This is a genomic window from Fibrobacter sp. UWH9 (assembly GCF_900129715.1).
Classification (GTDB): domain Bacteria; phylum Fibrobacterota; class Fibrobacteria; order Fibrobacterales; family Fibrobacteraceae; genus Fibrobacter.
Window position 1 is genome coordinate 146,391 of sequence record NZ_FQWP01000002.1, and the last position, 17,159, is coordinate 163,549.

Sequence of the window (17,159 nt, forward strand, 5' to 3'; positions counted from 1 at the left end):
AAAAACATTGAATAGCAATAAGCCGGGCGTTGCGGGTGCGGCGTCTGAGCACCCGCTCGAAGGGGTGATGAGCTATAAGCGCAAGCGTGTGCGAACCAGGGGAAGGCTTTCCCCTATATTCTTGCAAATTTACATGAAATTTACAATTTGTCCGATTCGTATATAAAACTATTGCCAACTCCATCCGTGATTTTTAGATTACCGGAATCAGAATGTTCAATATCATACAAATAGTGTAAGGATACATTCTCCCCATCATACAAGCCCCATATTTTTCCATTATAGATATATCGGCCTTTAAAAAACACATAATGTTCATCACCAACATGCAAAGAGTCAACAATATCCCCCTCACTATCAAGAACCATCATATAACAATCCTTTATCTGCAAACAATAGAGTCCTCTTTCGTCTTGCATCACATCACTGCACTCATAATTTACGTATTCAGCCATGGATATTTGACCATTTCCCAATTCGCATACCCCTTACGTACATAATAATTATCACTCCTTATTGAAGCACCGCCTTTGACGACATTTGTAGGAAGCGTCTCTCGCGAAACTACAGACCAATTTTCCAATACATTAGAATGATAATTCCACGCCGAGGCTTTAGTTAATTCCGACCTTCCATTTTTTTCATAATACCAATAAAATAGAAGCAGAGAATCCGAGATAACAACCCAATTCATAGGTGTTGAAAGCGGATAATCAACCTCCTTATAAATTTTTTCTTCTCGCATATCTACATAAACATATTTTCTGCCAACAACATCAGTTCTTTCGTCCATACCCGAAATGTATGACGAATAGAATTCCACTTTTTCATTAGACTCCACTAAAAGAAGCCCAGTGGTATCATCAACCAATGTTACAAACTCAACAGAATTAAACCGGTCTATCACCCGTTCTTCGTAGGAACACGCTACCAAAAAGAGCAATGCAACAAAGGATACACAGATTAACAAATTCTTCATGTTTTAAATATAGCTCTATACAACATAAAATCAAGACAAAAAGGACTGCATCGCTGCAGTCCTTTGAATGTTTGGGTTCGCAGGTCTGGATCCTTCGCGCTTACGCACTCAGGATGACGTTTACGTTACACTTCCTCAATGGAAGCATGATATTCCTGCAAGCTCTTCACTTCGCCCTTACCAGCCTTAGCAGCAGCGAAGCCCTTGACGGTGTCGAGAGCGGCGGCGAGAGTGGTGATGTAAGGAGTCTTGTATTGGACGCCTTTGGCGTCCGTACTGCGGTTCGGTCATACAAAAATAGCTTGCAAAGCGCAAGCATTTTTGTGCGACGCTCACCTTGCGTACTATTGATGGCAGCCTTACGGATGGCGCATGGGCATAGCCCAAATGCTTGGCTCAGCCATGCCAGAAAACATGTTTTTCTGTCGCGGCATTCGCCTTGTGCATTTGTCATCGGCAACAGCGTCGCGGCGAGCCCACGGGGTGTTGATGATGAGGTTCACCTGCTTGTTCAGGATAACATCCAGAACGTTGGGGCGGCCTTCGGCGATCTTGTTCACCACTTCGCACTTGACGCCTGCCTTTTCGTAGAACTTGGCGGTGCCTTCGGTTGCGTAGATCTTGAAGCCCAGCTCCTGGAAAACACCGTAAGCCGAGTGCAGCGGCCACGCTTGCGTGGACATTGCCGAGGCGAAGGTGTTTCTGTAAACGCTGACCCACTTCGATGGCCTGGTCGCAGAGGTTGGTCTTGTCGGACAAACTAATCAGCACGGCACCGGAAGACGGGAGGATAGAACCTGCAGCTTCCTGGCTCTTGTAGTAAGCCAGGGCGAAGTCTTCGGAGAGGCCCAGCACTTCACCGGTGGAACGCATTTCAGGGCCGAGAACCGGGTCAACCTTGGGGAACTTGTCAAACGGGAACACAGCTTCCTTGGCGCCGTGGTGCTTGAAAACCCTTAAGCCGAGTGTCGCGGGCAAGCTTGCTTGCACATGACCGAGGCGCATTGGGTTTCTACAACTTCTTGTCCTTCAGCTTCAGATCTTCCAGCTTTTCACCCATCATGAGGCGGGTAGCAAGGCGGGCCATCTGAGTGTTACAGACCTTGGAAACTAGAGGCACGGTACGAGATGCGCGGGGGTTGGCTTCGAGAACGAAAACCTTGTCGTCTTCGATAGCGTACTGCATGTTCATGAGACCGCAAAACATCTCAAGGTGAGTGTCGCGACAGACCGCTTGCGGGCTGGCATGACCGAACCGAAGACGTTTTTGGAAACGTGGAGGGATTCAGCAAAACACCGCAAGGCGAGTGCAGCGACTGTGCTTGCACGGGCGTTGCCGAGCCGAGGTGTTTCTAGAATCTTGCGAGTGTAATCCTTGATGGTCTTCAGGTTGGACGCCTACGGCGTCCGCTGCTGCGCTCGGTCATAAAAATAAACAAGTTTATTTTTGCGACACTCGCTTGCAAGCTATTTGCCTCGGTAATGGTCTCCGGCGGGATAATGCAGGCGGAGTCACCGGAGTGGACACCTGCAAGTTCCACGTGTTCCATCACGGACGGAATGTAAACGTGTTCGCCATCAGAGAGGGCGTCGGCTTCGCATTCCAGAGCGTTGTGGAGGAAATGGTCGATGAGGAGCGGGCGATCCGGGGTAACGCCAACAGCCTTGGCAACGTATTCGCGGAGCATGTTTTCGTCGTAGATGACTTCCATGCCGCGGCCGCCAAGCACGAAGCTGGGGCGGATCATCACCGGGTAGCCACCGATCTGCTTGACGCAAGCGAGGGCTTCGTCGATGTTGGTAGCCATGCCGCTTTCGGGCATGGGGATTTCAAGCAGGTCCATCATCTTGCGGAACAGGTCGCGGTCTTCAGCGATATCGATGGAATCGATGCTGGTACCGAGAATCTTCACGCCTTCGTCGCTGAGTGCGCGGGCGATGTTCAGCGGAGTAATCTTTTGGACGTTCCCCGCGCTCCGCACGGGTCGGGCTATATTTTATGGGTTGCCCGGTTCACTCCGCAACCACCGTGATCACATATAGCAAACTAATTATCATTTTGCAGACAAAATAAAATTATTTTTTTCGTATCTCATTTATACAAAATGTCCACTCGTCTAATTTGAGTATTTCTTTATACAAAAAGACCAGCTTTTTTCAAGCCGGCCTTTTTTCATTTGGATGCATAATTTAACGTACAAATCCCAGTCTGCCTTCCCCGCTCTGCAGATATTGATTCATATAATCCTTTGCAATCTTGCAGGCCTCGGGCAGAGGCTTACCTAGAGCCACATTGGCAAGAATGGCAGAACTCAAGACACAGCCGGTGCCGTGCTTTCCACAGCCAGGCAAGCGGGGACTTGCAAACTTGTATTCGGCACCATCCATAATCAAGGTATCTACGGAATCAGCGCCTTCTGCATGTCCGCCCTTCAAAAGCACCGCGCAATCCTTCCCCATCTGGATTTCGCCTTTTTGCTGCGCCGCTTCCAGACCGAGGAACTTGTATTCATCTGCATTAGGCGTTACCAAGTCAATCATCTTCATGACCGGCAAGAATTCTGCGGCATCACGCATAAAATGGAATCCAGCGCTGGCGCTAGCAATGGGATCCCACACAATAAAGGCGTCCGGCGACTTTTCACGAACAAACTCCACAATACGTTTCAGAATCTTGGCCTTTTCTACCAAACCTATTTTCACGTACTTAAAAGTATGCTTTCGGAAGAGCGTTTCCAATTGGGCTTCGATTCGTTCCCAGATAACCCAACCAGGCGCCACAAACTCATCTTCATTCTGTTCGGTCAGAGCCGTGCAGACAGCCTGGCCATACACCCCAAAATGAGCCATAGTCTTAATGTCAGAAATAAAACCCGCACCGGCACTACCGTCAAAACCGGCAATGGTCAAAGCATAAATCATATCGTTATTTTCAGCCATGAAATCCTCGAAAAGCATTCCTAACGACAAGTAAGATAAATAAAAAAAGCCTAACAGGCCATATTTTTAAAAAGGAGAAGAAATAAAAAATATTTATGCAGACAAGAATTTCATATTGTGTAAAGAAATGAATTATAAATCAGTCTGCCGCTAGAAATAAACTGCAATCAAGGCAGCCGTCGTCACACAGATCAGCACAACCGCAGGCACAATAGGCTTGCGCATGCTCTTGGCCCCAAGGAAGAATACCAGGCCACCCTTAGTCAACGTGTTGGCGAGACTGGCAAAGAGGAACGCCAGCACCAGTTCCCGTACAGGCAATCCAGACTTCGAATGCATATCGATTACGGAGAATGCCACCGCATCCATCTCGGCGGCACCGCCAAGGAAACTGCAGGCCAAAAGAGCACCGGCCCCCAGATAGACTCGGGCGGCATTAGCCACAAACATCACCGCGGTAAATACAACGCCAAACTTAATAGCCGGCAAAAGTTTGAAGGGATTAGAAAATCCAGCGGAATGTTCCTGGCGCTTACGGCTGGTACGCAGTTTCAGGAACAGCGCATAAGCCAAGCTGGGCACCACAGGAACCAGCAACGGCAATGCCAAGGGGCCAGCAAGGCTTCCACTCAAGGCAATGCAAATCAAATACAGACGCACATACATCACCGACCAGCTGAGAACGATTCCCAAGGTAAAGTCAGACGCATACGCTTCGTTTTCGCGACTGCGGCCTGCCAAATTCAAAGTGAGAGCCGTACTGCTGGCAATGCCCCCAAGAACTCCGGTCAGCCAGATTCCCTTACCCGGGCCCACAATCTTGATAAGCACGTAGCCTACAAAACCGATGCCAGAAATAAACACCACAAAAAGCCAGATGGTATGGGGGTTCAGAACTTGCAGTCCCGCAGGCCCATAAGCCTGATTAGGAAGGAAGGGCAACACCAGCGCAGAAATCACAGCAAACTTTACCGTGGCTAGCACATCTTCGCGGGAAAGTTTTTTCGCAAAATCATGAAGTTGCTGTTTAACCGTAAGAATCCAGAGCATCACCACCATAATGACGCAAGATTCCAACAGTTTGCCGTACCAGCACAAGGCCCCAAGCAAATACACAATTACAAGAGCCACGCTGGTGGTAATGCCCGCCGCAGGGGCAGCACCCCCTTCAGAACCTACAGACGATTCCACGTGATGGCTCAGTCCAAAAGCTATATGGGACGCCACCAGCAAAAGACCAATCACAATAAAGCCTGCGACAAAGGGTGCAGCACTTTCCATCAGGCCACACAACATGGCCACCATGGCACCGCCGAGCCCTACCAAAGTAAACGTACGAACACCCGCCGGATGACGATCCGTCGCATCGAAATAGGTATGCTCGCGCTGCAAGCCAATAATCAAGCCGATACCAATAGCAGCCACGAGTTTGTAGAATACGTTAAACTCAAGCATAATGCTAATCTATATACGGCCTTCCAAAAAAGGAAACCATGTCATATAAAAAAAAGGACTTGCCTTAAACAATCTGGGCAAATCCTTAGTCCAACTTGAAATAAGAAATCTATCGACGGATCAAATCCGACTTCATGCCGACCTTCATGGCATACATTTTCTTATCGGCAGCGGAGTACACCCCACTTGCACTCATGGGGCCGCATTCGCTGCGGTACGCCACACCGTAAGCCGCTTCCAGAGGAACTGGCAAACCGGATTTTCCCACAAGCATCTTATCCTTCATAGAGTTGATTGCAAAATCGATATCTTCCAGATGTTCTTCACGGACAATGGCAACAAATTCATCACCACCCATACGGATTGTCGCACCCACACCTTCAAAGGAGCCTCTCAAGATATTCGCAAAGACCTTGATCAGACGGTCACCCGTGCTGTGGCCATACTTGTCGTTCACATACTTCAAGCCGTTCATGTCGATGCTGACAATGGCGAAATCTCCGTCGGACCTATCCAGCACATCAAAAATCTGTTGGCACTTGGCGCGGTTATAAAGCCCGGTCAGGCTGTCGATATACACCATGGCGGCAAGCACTTCCTTTTCGGTCCTGTCGGCCACCAGTTTATACAAATAAACCAAATAGCTCAAGACCAAAAGCATCACAAAGCTCAAGGTTCCCAGGGGAATCCAGGTCACGTCCCAGCGAAAAGATTCAATAGCCAAATACTTAAAGACGTTGTATCGGATCAAGTCCGCAAAGGCCACAACACCAAAGGAAAGAACACCCCATGTCAGGAACTTTCCAGACAGGTCCGTCTTCTTGCTGTAGACCACGCCACTGAATGCCATATACAGGAAAGCAACACCCACATAAATATGGAAGGGCAACAAGGTCTGGGGGAAATGCAGAACGTTGGTAAAATGCAGAATAGAAGTAACCAGGGCATAGCAGGCGCCAAAGGCAACCAGCGTTACCAAGCCCCACCACCTCCAGGTCTTAATCTGACCACGACGCATATCCATCAGCAGGAATCCCAACGGAATCGGGGACATATACAAGCTGAAATATTCAATGGTGGTGTTAAAGGAAAAGTTAAACGAAAAGACCTGAATCAATTTTGTGTAGCAGAGAGTCCATGTTCCCAGGGATAGGGAAAGCAAACCGATCATCTGGAATCTGAAATAACCGGTACTGAAAAAACTGACTACAGCACAGATAACCACAGATAGCAGTCCGAACAGAATCAGGAAGATACCCACGAACAAGGCCAGCGCATGTGACGCAAAAAAGTCCGTATTGGCATAGCTAGATGGCAGGATATCGATGGGAGAGAAATTCGAGAAGGCTCCGTCTTCGGTAGCCTGAATGGAGATACGAATACGCTTGCCGGCAGAATTGGGACCAAGATACACATAGTGCATACCGCTTCCCACAATGCGGTTACTCTCGTAAAGTTTATCGCCATAGGCATAGATCAGTTCTTCATCTTCGAAGACCTTCACCACACTATGGTAAACCTTGAAGCGCATGACCGAGCGAGGGAACGTATTGCTGGGGAGCTTGCGCTCCAAAACAACTACTTCATCCTTATCCACCGTCTTGGGCAATATGTGTCCGGCGATTTTCGGGACATGCTTAGTTTCCCCATTTACAACAAGAGTCCAGTCATTATCCAGGGGCATGACGAGGTCAGAGACTCCGCTTTCCTTTGTAGCATTAAAGAAGAAAAAGGTCAGGATGATCATCGCAATGGTCACCGTGAACGAGATAATCTTGTTTACCTTCTTCGACATTTAATCCTACAAACCTATAAAACTAGCGTTCCCACACCTCGAACGTGGTCACGAAGTCGTTCTTTTCGTCGGCCGGGAAATCTTCAGAGCTAACCTTGCGCCAGCCCTCACCCCAGTCCGGTAAAAACACATCTCCATCCACATTTGCGTGAACTCTAGTTAGATATAACTTTTTTGTAAGAGGCATGGCGACATTATATATAGCCGCACCCCCAATAATAAAGCATTCTTCCTCTCCTGCAGCCTCTGCAGCCTTAATAGCGGACTCCAAATCGCCGCAAACGACACAGCCAGGAGCAGCAAACTCAGGATTTCGAGTCAATACATAGTTCGTACGATTCGGCAGAGGTCTCCCGATATCATCGTAGTTCTTGCGACCCAGTATGATGGAATGACCTGTTGTAATCGCCTTAAAGCGTTTCAAATCAGCAGACAGATGCCAAGGCAAATGACCATCACGGCCAATCACATTGTTTTCGGAAACAGCGACAATAGCAGAAATCAGCATAGGAAATAGTGGCTAGTGGTTAGTGATTAGTGGTTAGTGATTTGTAGGTAGCGTCAACTATTTGCTGACAACTGTTTACTAACCACTGACCACTGATTAAACAGCGATGGGAGCCTTAATGGTGGGCCACGGATCGTAATCAACCAGTTCGAAATCCTCAAACTTAAAGTCGAAGAGGTCCTTGATTTCGGGATTCAACTTCATGGTAGGCAGCTTGCGAGGTTCGCGGGAAAGCTGTTCCTTTACCTGTTCGAAATGGTTGGAATACAGATGAGTGTCACCCAGGGTGTGGATGAATTCGCCCGGTTCATAATCGCAAACCTGAGCCAGCATCAAAGTCAACAGAGCATAGCTGGCGATATTGAACGGAACCCCCAGGAAGGTGTCTGCGCTACGCTGATACAGCTGACAGGAAAGCTTGCGCTTGCCAGATGCGCCAACGCCACCTACATAGAACTGGAAGAGGCAGTGGCAAGGGGGCAAGGCCATCTTATCCACTTCGGAAACGTTCCAGGCACAAACCAAGTGGCGGCGAGAGTCGGGATTGTTCTTCAGACTGTTCACCAGGTTCTTGATCTGATCGATGTGTCCGCCCTCAGGTGTGGGCCAGCTGCGCCACTGATGACCATATACCGGTCCCAGGTCGCCATTTTCATCAGCCCATTCGTCCCAGATGGTCACCTTGTTATCGTGAAGATATTTGATGTTGGTGTCGCCCATCAAGAACCACAGCAGTTCGTGGATGATGGAACGAAGGTGGAGCTTCTTTGTAGTCAAACAGGGAAAGCCCTTGGACAAGTCGTAACGGCACTGACGACCAAAAACGGAACGGGTTCCAGTTCCAGTGCGATCGGAGCGGTCAACGCCGTTTTCCATAATGTCTTTCAGAAGATCGAGATATTGCTGCATAGAGGGTAACGCGGAAAGGTTAAAGGTTAAGAGAGGCGAGAGACGAGATATGAGTTGTTATAATCGCGCCGGGGGCGCCTTACTTTAACTCACTGTTCAAAACTCATTGCCCACAGCTCAATTCACTGTTCACTATTCACTGCCATTTGTTCGTTGCCGAAAAGTTCCAGTCGCTTGTAGGGCTTCGCACCTTCGACTTCCTTTTCTACCAGCAGGCGGTTCAGGGCATTCAAAATCAAGTCCTGCGTATGGCGGGGAACGGGCTTCTTGCCGAGGCGAGCCTTCTGCACCATCTTATGGTTAAGGTGTTCAGCATCCATTTCCACCAGGTCATGGTTAGAAGCTTCAATAGCAGTCAAAATTTCATCAAGCTTTGTCATAACATTAAAGATAACAAAAAAGCCCCCGGACTTTTTGTCCGAGGGCTTCATTCGCTAATATCGCGTTGTTCGATTACGGAACGTAGTTGCTATGGCAGCTCATACCGTCATCGTCCGGGCTTACGAAGACCATTTCGATACGGCGGTTGTTTTCACGGCCATCAGCAGTGCTGTTGTCGTCGACCGGGCAAGTCGGGCCCATACCAATTGCCTTGATACGATCCTTCTTCACGCCAGCCTTGGTCAGTTCCTTCATCACGGATTCTGCACGCTGCTGAGAAAGCTTGGTGTTGGTCTTTTCCTTACCAACGTTATCGGTATGACCCTGGATAACGATCTTCAGATCCTTATACTCGTCATTTTCGACAAGCTTCTTAGCAATGGACTTCAGAATCTTCTTGGCGTTGGATTCAAGGGTAGCCTTACCAGACTTGAAGGTCACGCCGTCCAGCTTTTCAGGAGCCTTCTTGGGGCAGCCGTGGCCATCGTCGCCAGCCACATCCGGGCAGCGGTCGATGCCGGTACATACATCCTTGAACTGATCCAGGAGCTTCTTATCGGCAACCCACTGAGAGCAGATGCCATCCTTATCGGAGTCCGGATCGTCGTCAATCGGGCAACCCTTATTCCATTCCGGACCTGCTTCATCTTCGCAGCGGTCAATACCATGGCAGACATCCTTGAACTGGTCAAGCATACCCTGCTTCTTCACCCACGGAGAGCAGAGGCTATCCTGGTCGGGGTCCGGATTTTCAGCCGGGCAGCCCTTATTCCATTCCGGACCTGCTTCCACCGGGCACTTATCGACGCCGTGGCAGATATTTGCAAAGTCCTTCTGCATACCCTTTTCAGTTACCCAAGGTGCGCAGAGGCTGTCACCGTCAGCATCCGGATTGTCCATGGGGCAACCCTGAGCAAAGGCTTCACCTGCTTCGGTGGGACACTTATCGATACCCTGGCAGATACCTTCGTACTGTTCCAGCAAGCCCTTCTCAGTTACCCAAGGATCGCAGAAGCCATCCTGGTCGGTATCCGGATTACCCAGCGGGCAACCTTCGTTGTTTGCCGGACCGAATTCGGTGGGGCACTTATCGATACCCTTACAGGTCTTTTCAATGAAGTATTCAGCCTTCAGGTTTTCATCTTCAGCAGCCTTTTCGAAGTAGTAGCCCATCTTCTTCTGAGTTACCCATTCGTCGCAAAGGCCGTCGTTATCGGAGTCCGGATCATCCCACGGGCAGCCCTTATTGGCCTTAGTACCAGCTTCGCCCGGGCACATATCGTAACCCTTACATACGTCAGCAAATTCGTTCAGAACGCCTTCGTCAGTTACCCACGGAGAGCAGAGACCGTCATTATCCGGGTCCGGCTGCTTGGTGGGGCAACCATTGAATGCAGGAGAACCGGCCTGGTTCGGGCATTCATCGATGCCGTCGCAAACATCCTTGAACTTCTTCTGCATCTTTCTCTGAGATACCCAAGGATCGCAGACACCATCTTCATCCGGGTCCGGATTACCCAGCGGGCAACCATCTTCGCCTTCACCCGGTTCGTTGGGGCACTGGTCTACGCCTTCGCAAACTTCGGAGAATTCATCCAGGAAGCCCTTTTCGGCAACCCAGGCATCGCAAACGCCATCTTCGTCAGCATCGGGATTACCCAGCGGGCAACCCTGGTTCAGACGATGACCGTAGTCATCCGGGCACTTATCTTCATCATCCACGACGCCATCGCCATCGCGGTCCTGGGCAAGCAGGAAGCCACTCCAGGTAAGACCACCGTAAACGGTGTATTCCGGATTCACGCGAGTAGGCATGTAGTTAACCTTGTTGCCATTTCCATCCTTGTTGGGGATAGAGACGACAACACCCTTTTCCCCACCCAGGTAGTAAGAAGCACCCATATGGAGATCCAGACCAACAGGCAGATGGAACACCAGGGCACCGGTCAACTGCTTGGAGTCAAATTTCTGATCTTCCACAGGCCAACCACCAACATTCGTGGTTATACCATCCAACTGGATATCCCAGTGATATTCCAGGAACAGGGACAGGAAGTCCAGGAAGTAAATTTCTGCGGCAGCATTCAAGTAAGGCAGAGACAGATATTCGCTATTAGTTGTATAGCGGTAGCCACCATTCAAGTGGAGCAGGAACGGATAGGCGTCAGTCTTTTCAAGATCCATGGTCACGGCAAGGCCGAAGTCCAGGGTGGTATTCTTGGTACCATACGGATAGGCAACACCAGTGTTCTTGTTTACGTATTCCGGATAGCGAACCCAAAGGCCCTGCTTCTTGGCATCAGCAGTACCAGCAGCGACACCAGCATAGACGGCCACGTCCATGGGCTGATCTTCGGGAAGAGGGAAGCGAGCCTTCAAGTCACCCTTCAGGTTACCGACATAACCCATCTTTTCCATGTCGCCGTTTTCGCCACGCTTGTACTGGTCATAGTACACAGGCAGGGTAACGCCCAAGTCAAAGTAATGCCAGATACCGATGGCAAAACCCACATTAGCGTTGATACCCGTAAAATCAGCAACAGGAAGTCCGTCTGCACCTGCAGGGAACATGTTGTTGCCAAATGTGGCATCACCCAAAAGGGTAAACACCAGCTTGGAATGTCCAAGAGACTGGGCAGACTGGGTGTTATTCACACCGACAAAGCCTTCCTTATTGATTGTCTGGGGATGACCTGCAAAGGCAGAAGCCGCCAAAGCGAGGGCAAGACCCATAGCTACTTTTTTCATAGCATCTCCTTATGAGTGGGGCGCCACCAAACACGGCACCCAGAAATTAACTAAGTAAAATATAGTTTCTTGACAAAAAAAACTTATAAAAGCATTAGCCAAAATGCGATTAAAAACACACAAAAGGGGGGGGCGCAGCCCCTTTGTGAACAAAGATTTACATACAGTTCGGTGTTGCGAAAATCACATCACAAAAGCACTCTACATTTCCATACCCCGTTCAAACAGTTCCGAGTGGAGCCGACAAATGCTGGTAAACCCCTTACGTCCCACTATAATATGATCCAGAACGGGAATCTGGAGAATTTTTCCCGACGCACAGAGAATCCGCGTAATGGAAATATCTTCCTGACTGGGAGACGTCGAACCCGAAGGGTGATTGTGGGCGAAAATAACAGACACTGCACGGTCTTCGATTGCACGGGCAAAAGCTTCGCGAGGATGAACCGGAGTCTGATTCACAAGCCCGGTCGTCAATTCATGAACGCGGATGACGTCGTTGGAGGAATTCAGCGTCACCAATACAAGATGTTCCTGTTCCTCATACTTCATATAGGAAAGCCTAGGCAGCAAATCTTCGGGCGAAGAAACGGAGCTCACGTTACCACTGAGGATATAGCGCCCCGACAATTCAAGGCAGGCAAGGACCTGGGATGCCTTTACACGGCCCAGCCCCTTGATCTTACGCAGACGCTGAAGCGAAGGAATCGTCGATTCAGAAGAAAGAAAATCTGCCAGACGCCTGGACAATTCAAAAACATCGCAATTCTGGCAGCCGCTACCGAGAATCAGCGCAAGCAGTTCCTCATTGCTCATAGCCGAGGGACCAAACCGTTCAATTTTCTCGCGAGGAAGAAGCGACGAATTTTCAACAGGGACCTGATAGACCAAGGCACAATCCTTTACAGAAATCGCATTATACGGAACCATAAAACTCCTTTTTTGAAAGGTTCTCTCTTATACACGAGTTTTTCAAAAAAAGATTCGCTTACATTTTGCTTTCATTTACAATTCCGCATTCAAGGAAAGGTTTTTCAGTTCCCAAAAGGCATTCAAACCTTTTATTTTCACGGTTCATCAGCCCAAAACGTTCATTTTCAGCGAACAAAAAACAACATGAGGCAACATTTACAGAAATAAAAACGTGTTTTTAATCAAACAAAAGACCAATTTCCCCAAATTTGCATTCCAAAACCATCATTTTTTCAAAATAATTTCATCAAACTCTTACCATTTACCCTATGTTTGACTATATTTTCGCCATATTATAAAAGTTATAAACCATCCGAAATAGGAAATTTTATGGCAAATAAAACCTTAAGCGGCGCAGAAGTGATCATCGAATGCCTCAAGCGTGAAGGCATCGACACAATCTTCGGCTATCCTGGTGGATCCGCAATTCCGATGTTTGACGCAATTCTTGATTCCAACATCAAGGTTGTCCTCACCCGTCACGAACAGGGCGCAACTCACATGGCTGATGGCTATGCTCGTCAGACCGGCAAGGTCGGCGTTGCCCTCGTTACTTCCGGCCCGGGTGCTACCAACACCTTTACAGGCATCTACACTGCCCTCATGGATTCCAGCCCCATCGTTGTGCTGGCCGCTCAGACCACCACTCCGAACCTGGGTAAGGACGCCTTCCAGGAATGCGATACCAGCGGTATGACTTTCGCTGCCGTCAAGCACTCCTACCTGGTCAAAGATCCCAACGATCTTCCCCGCATCATGAAGGAAGCTTTCCACATTGCACGTACTGGCCGTCCGGGCCCCGTGCTCATCGACCTCCCGAAGGATGTGACTGCCGGCGCTTGCACCGCACCGTTCACCGATCAGATGGACCTTCCCGGCTACAAGATTCCTACCTACGCTCCTGCAGAAACCGTAGAAAAGGCTGCTGAATTCCTGAAGAAGTCCAAGAAGCCCCTGCTCCTCGTTGGCCACGGCGCTATGATTTCTGGCGCAGCCCGTCAGGTTAAGGAACTGGCAGAAAAGCTCCAGGCTCCCGTAGCTTGCACCCTCCTCGGCCTCGGCACCTTCCCCACCGACCACGAACTTTCTCTCGGTATGCTGGGCATGCACGGTACTGTTTACGCAAACAAGGCTGTGCTTGACTGCGACCTGATTCTCTCCATCGGTTCCCGCTGGGACGACCGTATCACCGGTAAGCTTGAAGTGTTCTGTAAGGACGCCATCAAGATGCACATCGACATCGACCCCGCCGAAGAAGGCAAGGTTCTCCAGCCGGATGTGTTCATGTGCGGCGATGCCAAGATGGTTCTGGAACAGCTCCTGCCCCTCGTTTCTAAGCTGGACTCCGCAGAATGGGTCAAGACCTGCCAGACTTGGAAGAAGCGTTTCCCGCTGACCTACCCCAAGCAGGGTGGTCTCCGTATGCAGCACATCGTGCAGACCGTTAGCGACCTTACCCAGGGTAAGGCAATCGTCACTACCGACGTGGGTCAGCACCAGATGTGGGTTGCACAGTTCTTCAAGATCAACAACCCCCGCCAGCTCCACTCCAGTGGCGGCGCAGGCACCATGGGCTTCGGCCTGCCCTCTGCAATCGGTGCAGCATTCGGCAACACCACCGGCTGGCCCGTCTGCAGCTTCAGCGGCGATGGTGGCTTCCAGATGACCGAATTTGAACTTGCAACCGCAGCAATCCACAAGCTGCCCATCAAGATTTTCGTTCTCGACAACAAGTACCTGGGCATGGTGCGTCAGTGGCAGGAACTGTTCTACGACCACCGTTACTCCAGTGTCGACATGCAGGGCAACCCTGACTTCGTCAAGCTGGCAGAAGCCTACGGTATCCCGGGTCTCCGCATCAAGCGCGCTGCCGATGCAGAACGCATGATCCAGAAGGCTCTGGACTACAACGACGGTCCTATCGTGATCTGGTGCGAATGCGAAAAGGAAGACAACGTGTTCCCCATGATTCCGGCAGGTGCACCTTTGACCTCCATGATTACTGAACAGCCCAAGACTCAGCTGGACAAGCCGACTGGATCGACCTAATCACGGAAAGGAGATAAAAAAATGATTTCTACAGCTCATTCTATTAGCTTGTTAGTCGCAAACCGCCCGGGCGTGCTCGTTCGCATCGCTCTGGTGTTCTCCCGCCGTGGTTACAACATCGACTCCCTGGTCGTGTCCCCCACGCTGGACCCCAACTTCAGCCGCATGAACATTGTGGCTCACGGTAATCCCGAAATCTTGATGCAGATCATCAAGCAGCTGGAAAAGCTGGTTGACGTTGTGCAGGCCAAGGACCATACCAACATGAACGTGGTGGAAAAGGAGCTTGCCTTGATCAAGGTTCGTTGCGCTCCGGAACAGCGTACCGAAATCCTGCAGCTCTGCGATCACTTCAAGGCTGTTACCGTTGACATGACCGAAAACTCCATGATCATCCAGATTACCGGCAACACCGATAAGATCGATGCCATGAAGAGCCTGTGCCAGAAGTTCGAAATCGTCGAATACATCCGCACCGGTAAGGTCATCATGCTCCGCGGTGAAGACAAGACTTAGTTTTATTACGCTTTGTTGACCAATTAAGAAAGCCCTCGGTTCACATCACCGAGGGTTTTCCTTATTTCATTCTTAAGACTTTTTTAGCCAGGAGTATTTGTCAGCCAACTCAATCACGGACCTAAACAGATAACAAACTGGTGGAATCTTCAAAAGTTTGCGAAGAACGGGAATGTATTTTTTGCACTTCTGGCGAAGTTCCTCCCCCGTCATCTTCGATGCGGTAAGCGAAGCAGCAGCGTGATCCCAGCCTGCGCGAGCCCGGTCAGAATCTTCTTCTAGAATCGCCAACATCTCATCAAGATTTTGCCCAAGAGTATTGAGTATTTCTTCTTGTCTATCAGGAGATTTTCCTTTATTCATAAAGTCTCGAACCACCTAAAGGCGTCACTTTGCCAGAACTTTTTCGATTTCAGCAATGTACAAGGTGTGCATTGAATCGTTTGCGTACCAGCGATCAAGAATGCTCTTGTCGATGAAGCTTTGTTCATCAAACTTCTGGGCGAAAAGTTTCTTGCAGACCAAAACCTTCAATCATCTTGATCGGATTCTTTTGAAGTTCTTCTGCGGTAATTACATTGTAATTCATATTAAAATCCTATAACAGCTTCTGAAATTTCGTTAGCTTCGTCAGAACCATCGTCTGCGTATTCCGGGTTAAATTCTCCCCAGCCATCACTGGTGCCACAACCTACGCCTACATCAAGGCTGGCCCACTTAAAGGCTCCGAAGACTTTCTCGAAGCGTTCCATCAGTTCAGCAAAGAATTCCTCGGGCAGTTCATCTTCCACAAAAATGGATCCGTCCATGGCCATCAGGGCGCTTTCAGGCAATTCCTCAAAACGGCATTCATACTCGTCCATCATGACGTCGTCTACAGAATACCATTCGCCGCAGTCTTCACTTGGGAGCTCTGCATCAGGGAAACTTTCCATAATTTCGTCATAAACACCAGAAAGCTGGTCCGTTTCGCCTACAAAGCGCATCAAAATTCTACAACTCATATCTTCTCCAAGAAATTTTTCTGCTAATAAGACAAATATAATCGAATTGCATTGTGATAAAAATAACACTCAAAAAAAATTTAACCACTTTGAGTTGCCAAAATTTCACGGAGATTACTATCTTAACAATCAAGAACTCTTTGTTCTCCTCCTAACCCCCCAAAAAAACACCCAGCCGCAAGGTTGGGTGTTTTTGTTTTCGTTTTACTTTTTCTTAACGATGCGGAAAATCCCCTGACGGTTAAATTCCGGTGAATCCTTGGGGAAGGGATTCTTGGTTTCAAGACGTAGGACATAAATACCGTCTTCTTCAAGATCCACTTCAGAACCGGATTTTGCCGGAATGCCATCACCAAACAAGGCATCTGCCACAAAAAGCAACTTGCTCTGGGCATCTTCTTCGGAAGCTGAGACACAAAGATCCGGCAAGCCAAAGCAGGCCAAGCCCAGGGTATAGAGAAGGTCTCCATTTTCTACGAAATTAATCCACGGGTCCATGGGATATTCTCCATCCCCCACTTCTTCGCGGAACCCCTCGACACTCCAGGCGGCACCGGATTGCTGCATGTAAACGCCCAGGGCGCCTGCAGAAAACATCTTGAGAATTGCCATGTTCACCTGATTCACTTCGTCAACATTCTTAGCTTCTCCCAGCAGGAACAGCAAGGATTTGTGAGCTTCGATAGCGGAAGCGGCATCGGCAGAAATATCCTGGTGTTCCCTGAAGATTCCAGCAAGTCCATCAACATGTTCCTTGCGAACCACATTAAACATGACCGTACAGCCAGGGATAATGGCAGACTTGGCATCGGCGGCCAAGGTTACATTTTCGTTGATAACCACCGGAGCGGAAGCTTCGCAGGTCATGGGAAAGGCTAATACAAACTGAGGCATAAATTCTCT

General features: G+C 49.2%; 17 protein-coding genes and 1 pseudogene. 2 read left to right on the forward strand and 16 right to left on the reverse strand.

Annotation, left to right across the window (positions count from 1 at the left end; translation table 11 throughout):
* Positions 1-140: 140 nt before the first annotated feature.
* From BUB94_RS02370 to radC, 12 genes and pseudogenes are all read right to left on the reverse strand, one after another.
* Positions 141-455: a hypothetical protein gene (locus tag BUB94_RS02370; protein ID WP_073233939.1), complete on the reverse strand. Its 315-nt coding sequence runs from the start codon at positions 453-455 to the stop codon at positions 141-143.
* Entirely contained in the window at positions 440-979 is a 540-nt protein-coding gene (locus BUB94_RS02375) for a hypothetical protein (RefSeq protein ID WP_073233942.1), read from the reverse strand. Before BUB94_RS02375 ends, BUB94_RS02370 begins: the two co-directional genes overlap by 16 nt.
* A 359-nt stretch (positions 980-1,338) precedes the next feature.
* A complete protein-coding gene (locus BUB94_RS17140; RefSeq protein WP_073233945.1) occupies positions 1,339-1,662 on the reverse strand; it encodes a hypothetical protein in 324 nt (107 codons plus the stop codon).
* 368 nt (positions 1,663-2,030) lie between these two features.
* A pseudogene (locus BUB94_RS17435) lies at positions 2,031-2,931 on the reverse strand (hypothetical protein); the annotation flags it as partial.
* 238 nt (positions 2,932-3,169) lie between these two features.
* Positions 3,170-3,919, reverse strand: coding sequence for a hydroxymethylpyrimidine/phosphomethylpyrimidine kinase (locus BUB94_RS02395; RefSeq protein WP_254793639.1), 750 nt, complete (start codon positions 3,917-3,919; stop codon positions 3,170-3,172).
* 150 nt (positions 3,920-4,069) lie between these two features.
* Positions 4,070-5,374: an MgtC/SapB family protein gene (locus BUB94_RS02400; protein WP_073233951.1), complete on the reverse strand. Its 1,305-nt coding sequence runs from the start codon at positions 5,372-5,374 to the stop codon at positions 4,070-4,072.
* A 109-nt stretch (positions 5,375-5,483) separates the two neighbouring features.
* The gene (locus BUB94_RS02405) at positions 5,484-7,169 is read right to left on the reverse strand and encodes a GGDEF domain-containing protein (RefSeq protein WP_073233954.1); all 1,686 of its coding nucleotides are present in this window, start codon (positions 7,167-7,169) and stop codon (positions 5,484-5,486) included.
* 22 nt (positions 7,170-7,191) lie between these two features.
* The gene (locus BUB94_RS02410) at positions 7,192-7,677 is read right to left on the reverse strand and encodes a dihydrofolate reductase (protein ID WP_073233957.1); all 486 of its coding nucleotides are present in this window, start codon (positions 7,675-7,677) and stop codon (positions 7,192-7,194) included.
* A 96-nt stretch (positions 7,678-7,773) separates the two neighbouring features.
* Entirely contained in the window at positions 7,774-8,586 is an 813-nt protein-coding gene (locus BUB94_RS02415) for a thymidylate synthase (RefSeq protein WP_073156421.1), read from the reverse strand.
* 122 nt (positions 8,587-8,708) lie between these two features.
* Positions 8,709-8,966 carry a hypothetical protein gene (locus BUB94_RS02420; RefSeq protein ID WP_073156782.1) on the reverse strand — a complete coding sequence of 86 codons (258 nt, stop codon included), beginning with the start codon at positions 8,964-8,966 and terminating at the stop codon, positions 8,709-8,711.
* Positions 8,967-9,039: 73 nt separating this feature from the next.
* The gene (locus BUB94_RS02425; RefSeq protein ID WP_083538040.1) at positions 9,040-11,715 is read right to left on the reverse strand and encodes an OmpA family protein; all 2,676 of its coding nucleotides are present in this window, start codon (positions 11,713-11,715) and stop codon (positions 9,040-9,042) included.
* A 201-nt stretch (positions 11,716-11,916) separates the two neighbouring features.
* Positions 11,917-12,645 carry a RadC family protein gene (gene radC, locus BUB94_RS02430; RefSeq protein WP_083538042.1) on the reverse strand — a complete coding sequence of 243 codons (729 nt, stop codon included), beginning with the start codon at positions 12,643-12,645 and terminating at the stop codon, positions 11,917-11,919.
* 372 nt (positions 12,646-13,017) lie between these two features.
* Here radC and ilvB point away from each other — a divergent pair, with 372 nt between their 5' ends.
* Complete coding sequence (ilvB, locus tag BUB94_RS02435; protein ID WP_073156416.1) at positions 13,018-14,736, forward strand: biosynthetic-type acetolactate synthase large subunit; 1,719 nt, start codon at positions 13,018-13,020, stop codon at positions 14,734-14,736.
* A 21-nt stretch (positions 14,737-14,757) separates the two neighbouring features.
* Entirely contained in the window at positions 14,758-15,252 is a 495-nt protein-coding gene (gene ilvN / locus BUB94_RS02440) for an acetolactate synthase small subunit (protein WP_073156413.1), read from the forward strand.
* A gap of 72 nt (positions 15,253-15,324) precedes the next feature.
* Here the strand turns inward: ilvN and BUB94_RS02445 are convergent, their stop codons facing one another.
* The 4 genes from BUB94_RS02445 to BUB94_RS02455 form a co-directional block, all read right to left on the reverse strand.
* Positions 15,325-15,615, reverse strand: coding sequence for a hypothetical protein (locus BUB94_RS02445; protein WP_073156410.1), 291 nt, complete (start codon positions 15,613-15,615; stop codon positions 15,325-15,327).
* Between the two features lie 24 nt (positions 15,616-15,639).
* On the reverse strand, positions 15,640-15,777 hold the full coding sequence (locus BUB94_RS16655; RefSeq protein WP_175549672.1) for a hypothetical protein: 138 nt from the start codon (positions 15,775-15,777) through the stop codon (positions 15,640-15,642).
* 65 nt (positions 15,778-15,842) lie between these two features.
* On the reverse strand, positions 15,843-16,256 hold the full coding sequence (locus tag BUB94_RS02450; RefSeq protein ID WP_073156407.1) for a hypothetical protein: 414 nt from the start codon (positions 16,254-16,256) through the stop codon (positions 15,843-15,845).
* A gap of 204 nt (positions 16,257-16,460) precedes the next feature.
* Positions 16,461-17,150, reverse strand: coding sequence for a hypothetical protein (locus BUB94_RS02455; RefSeq protein WP_073233966.1), 690 nt, complete (start codon positions 17,148-17,150; stop codon positions 16,461-16,463).
* Between the last annotated feature and the right edge of the window lie 9 nt (positions 17,151-17,159).

Excerpts from the sequence above, each read along its gene's own strand:
- BUB94_RS02370 (WP_073233939.1), bottom strand. The coding sequence starts at position 455 with ATGGCTGAATACGTAAATTATGAGTGCAGTGATGTGATGCAAGACGAA.
- BUB94_RS17140 (WP_073233945.1), bottom strand. The coding sequence starts at position 1,662 with ATGTCCACGCAAGCGTGGCCGCTGCACTCGGCTTACGGTGTTTTCCAG.
- BUB94_RS02420 (WP_073156782.1), bottom strand. The coding sequence starts at position 8,966 with ATGACAAAGCTTGATGAAATTTTGACTGCTATTGAAGCTTCTAACCAT.
- BUB94_RS02415 (WP_073156421.1), bottom strand. The coding sequence starts at position 8,586 with ATGCAGCAATATCTCGATCTTCTGAAAGACATTATGGAAAACGGCGTT.
- BUB94_RS02410 (WP_073233957.1), bottom strand. The coding sequence starts at position 7,677 with ATGCTGATTTCTGCTATTGTCGCTGTTTCCGAAAACAATGTGATTGGC.
- ilvN (WP_073156413.1), top strand. The coding sequence starts at position 14,758 with ATGATTTCTACAGCTCATTCTATTAGCTTGTTAGTCGCAAACCGCCCG.
- BUB94_RS02405 (WP_073233954.1), bottom strand. The coding sequence starts at position 7,169 with ATGTCGAAGAAGGTAAACAAGATTATCTCGTTCACGGTGACCATTGCG.
- BUB94_RS02395 (WP_254793639.1), bottom strand. The coding sequence starts at position 3,919 with ATGGCTGAAAATAACGATATGATTTATGCTTTGACCATTGCCGGTTTT.
- BUB94_RS02455 (WP_073233966.1), bottom strand. The coding sequence starts at position 17,150 with ATGCCTCAGTTTGTATTAGCCTTTCCCATGACCTGCGAAGCTTCCGCT.
- BUB94_RS02445 (WP_073156410.1), bottom strand. The coding sequence starts at position 15,615 with ATGAATAAAGGAAAATCTCCTGATAGACAAGAAGAAATACTCAATACT.
- BUB94_RS02375 (WP_073233942.1), bottom strand. The coding sequence starts at position 979 with ATGAAGAATTTGTTAATCTGTGTATCCTTTGTTGCATTGCTCTTTTTG.
- ilvB (WP_073156416.1), top strand. The coding sequence starts at position 13,018 with ATGGCAAATAAAACCTTAAGCGGCGCAGAAGTGATCATCGAATGCCTC.
- BUB94_RS02400 (WP_073233951.1), bottom strand. The coding sequence starts at position 5,374 with ATGCTTGAGTTTAACGTATTCTACAAACTCGTGGCTGCTATTGGTATC.
- radC (WP_083538042.1), bottom strand. The coding sequence starts at position 12,645 with ATGGTTCCGTATAATGCGATTTCTGTAAAGGATTGTGCCTTGGTCTAT.
- BUB94_RS02425 (WP_083538040.1), bottom strand. The coding sequence starts at position 11,715 with ATGAAAAAAGTAGCTATGGGTCTTGCCCTCGCTTTGGCGGCTTCTGCC.
- BUB94_RS02450 (WP_073156407.1), bottom strand. The coding sequence starts at position 16,256 with ATGAGTTGTAGAATTTTGATGCGCTTTGTAGGCGAAACGGACCAGCTT.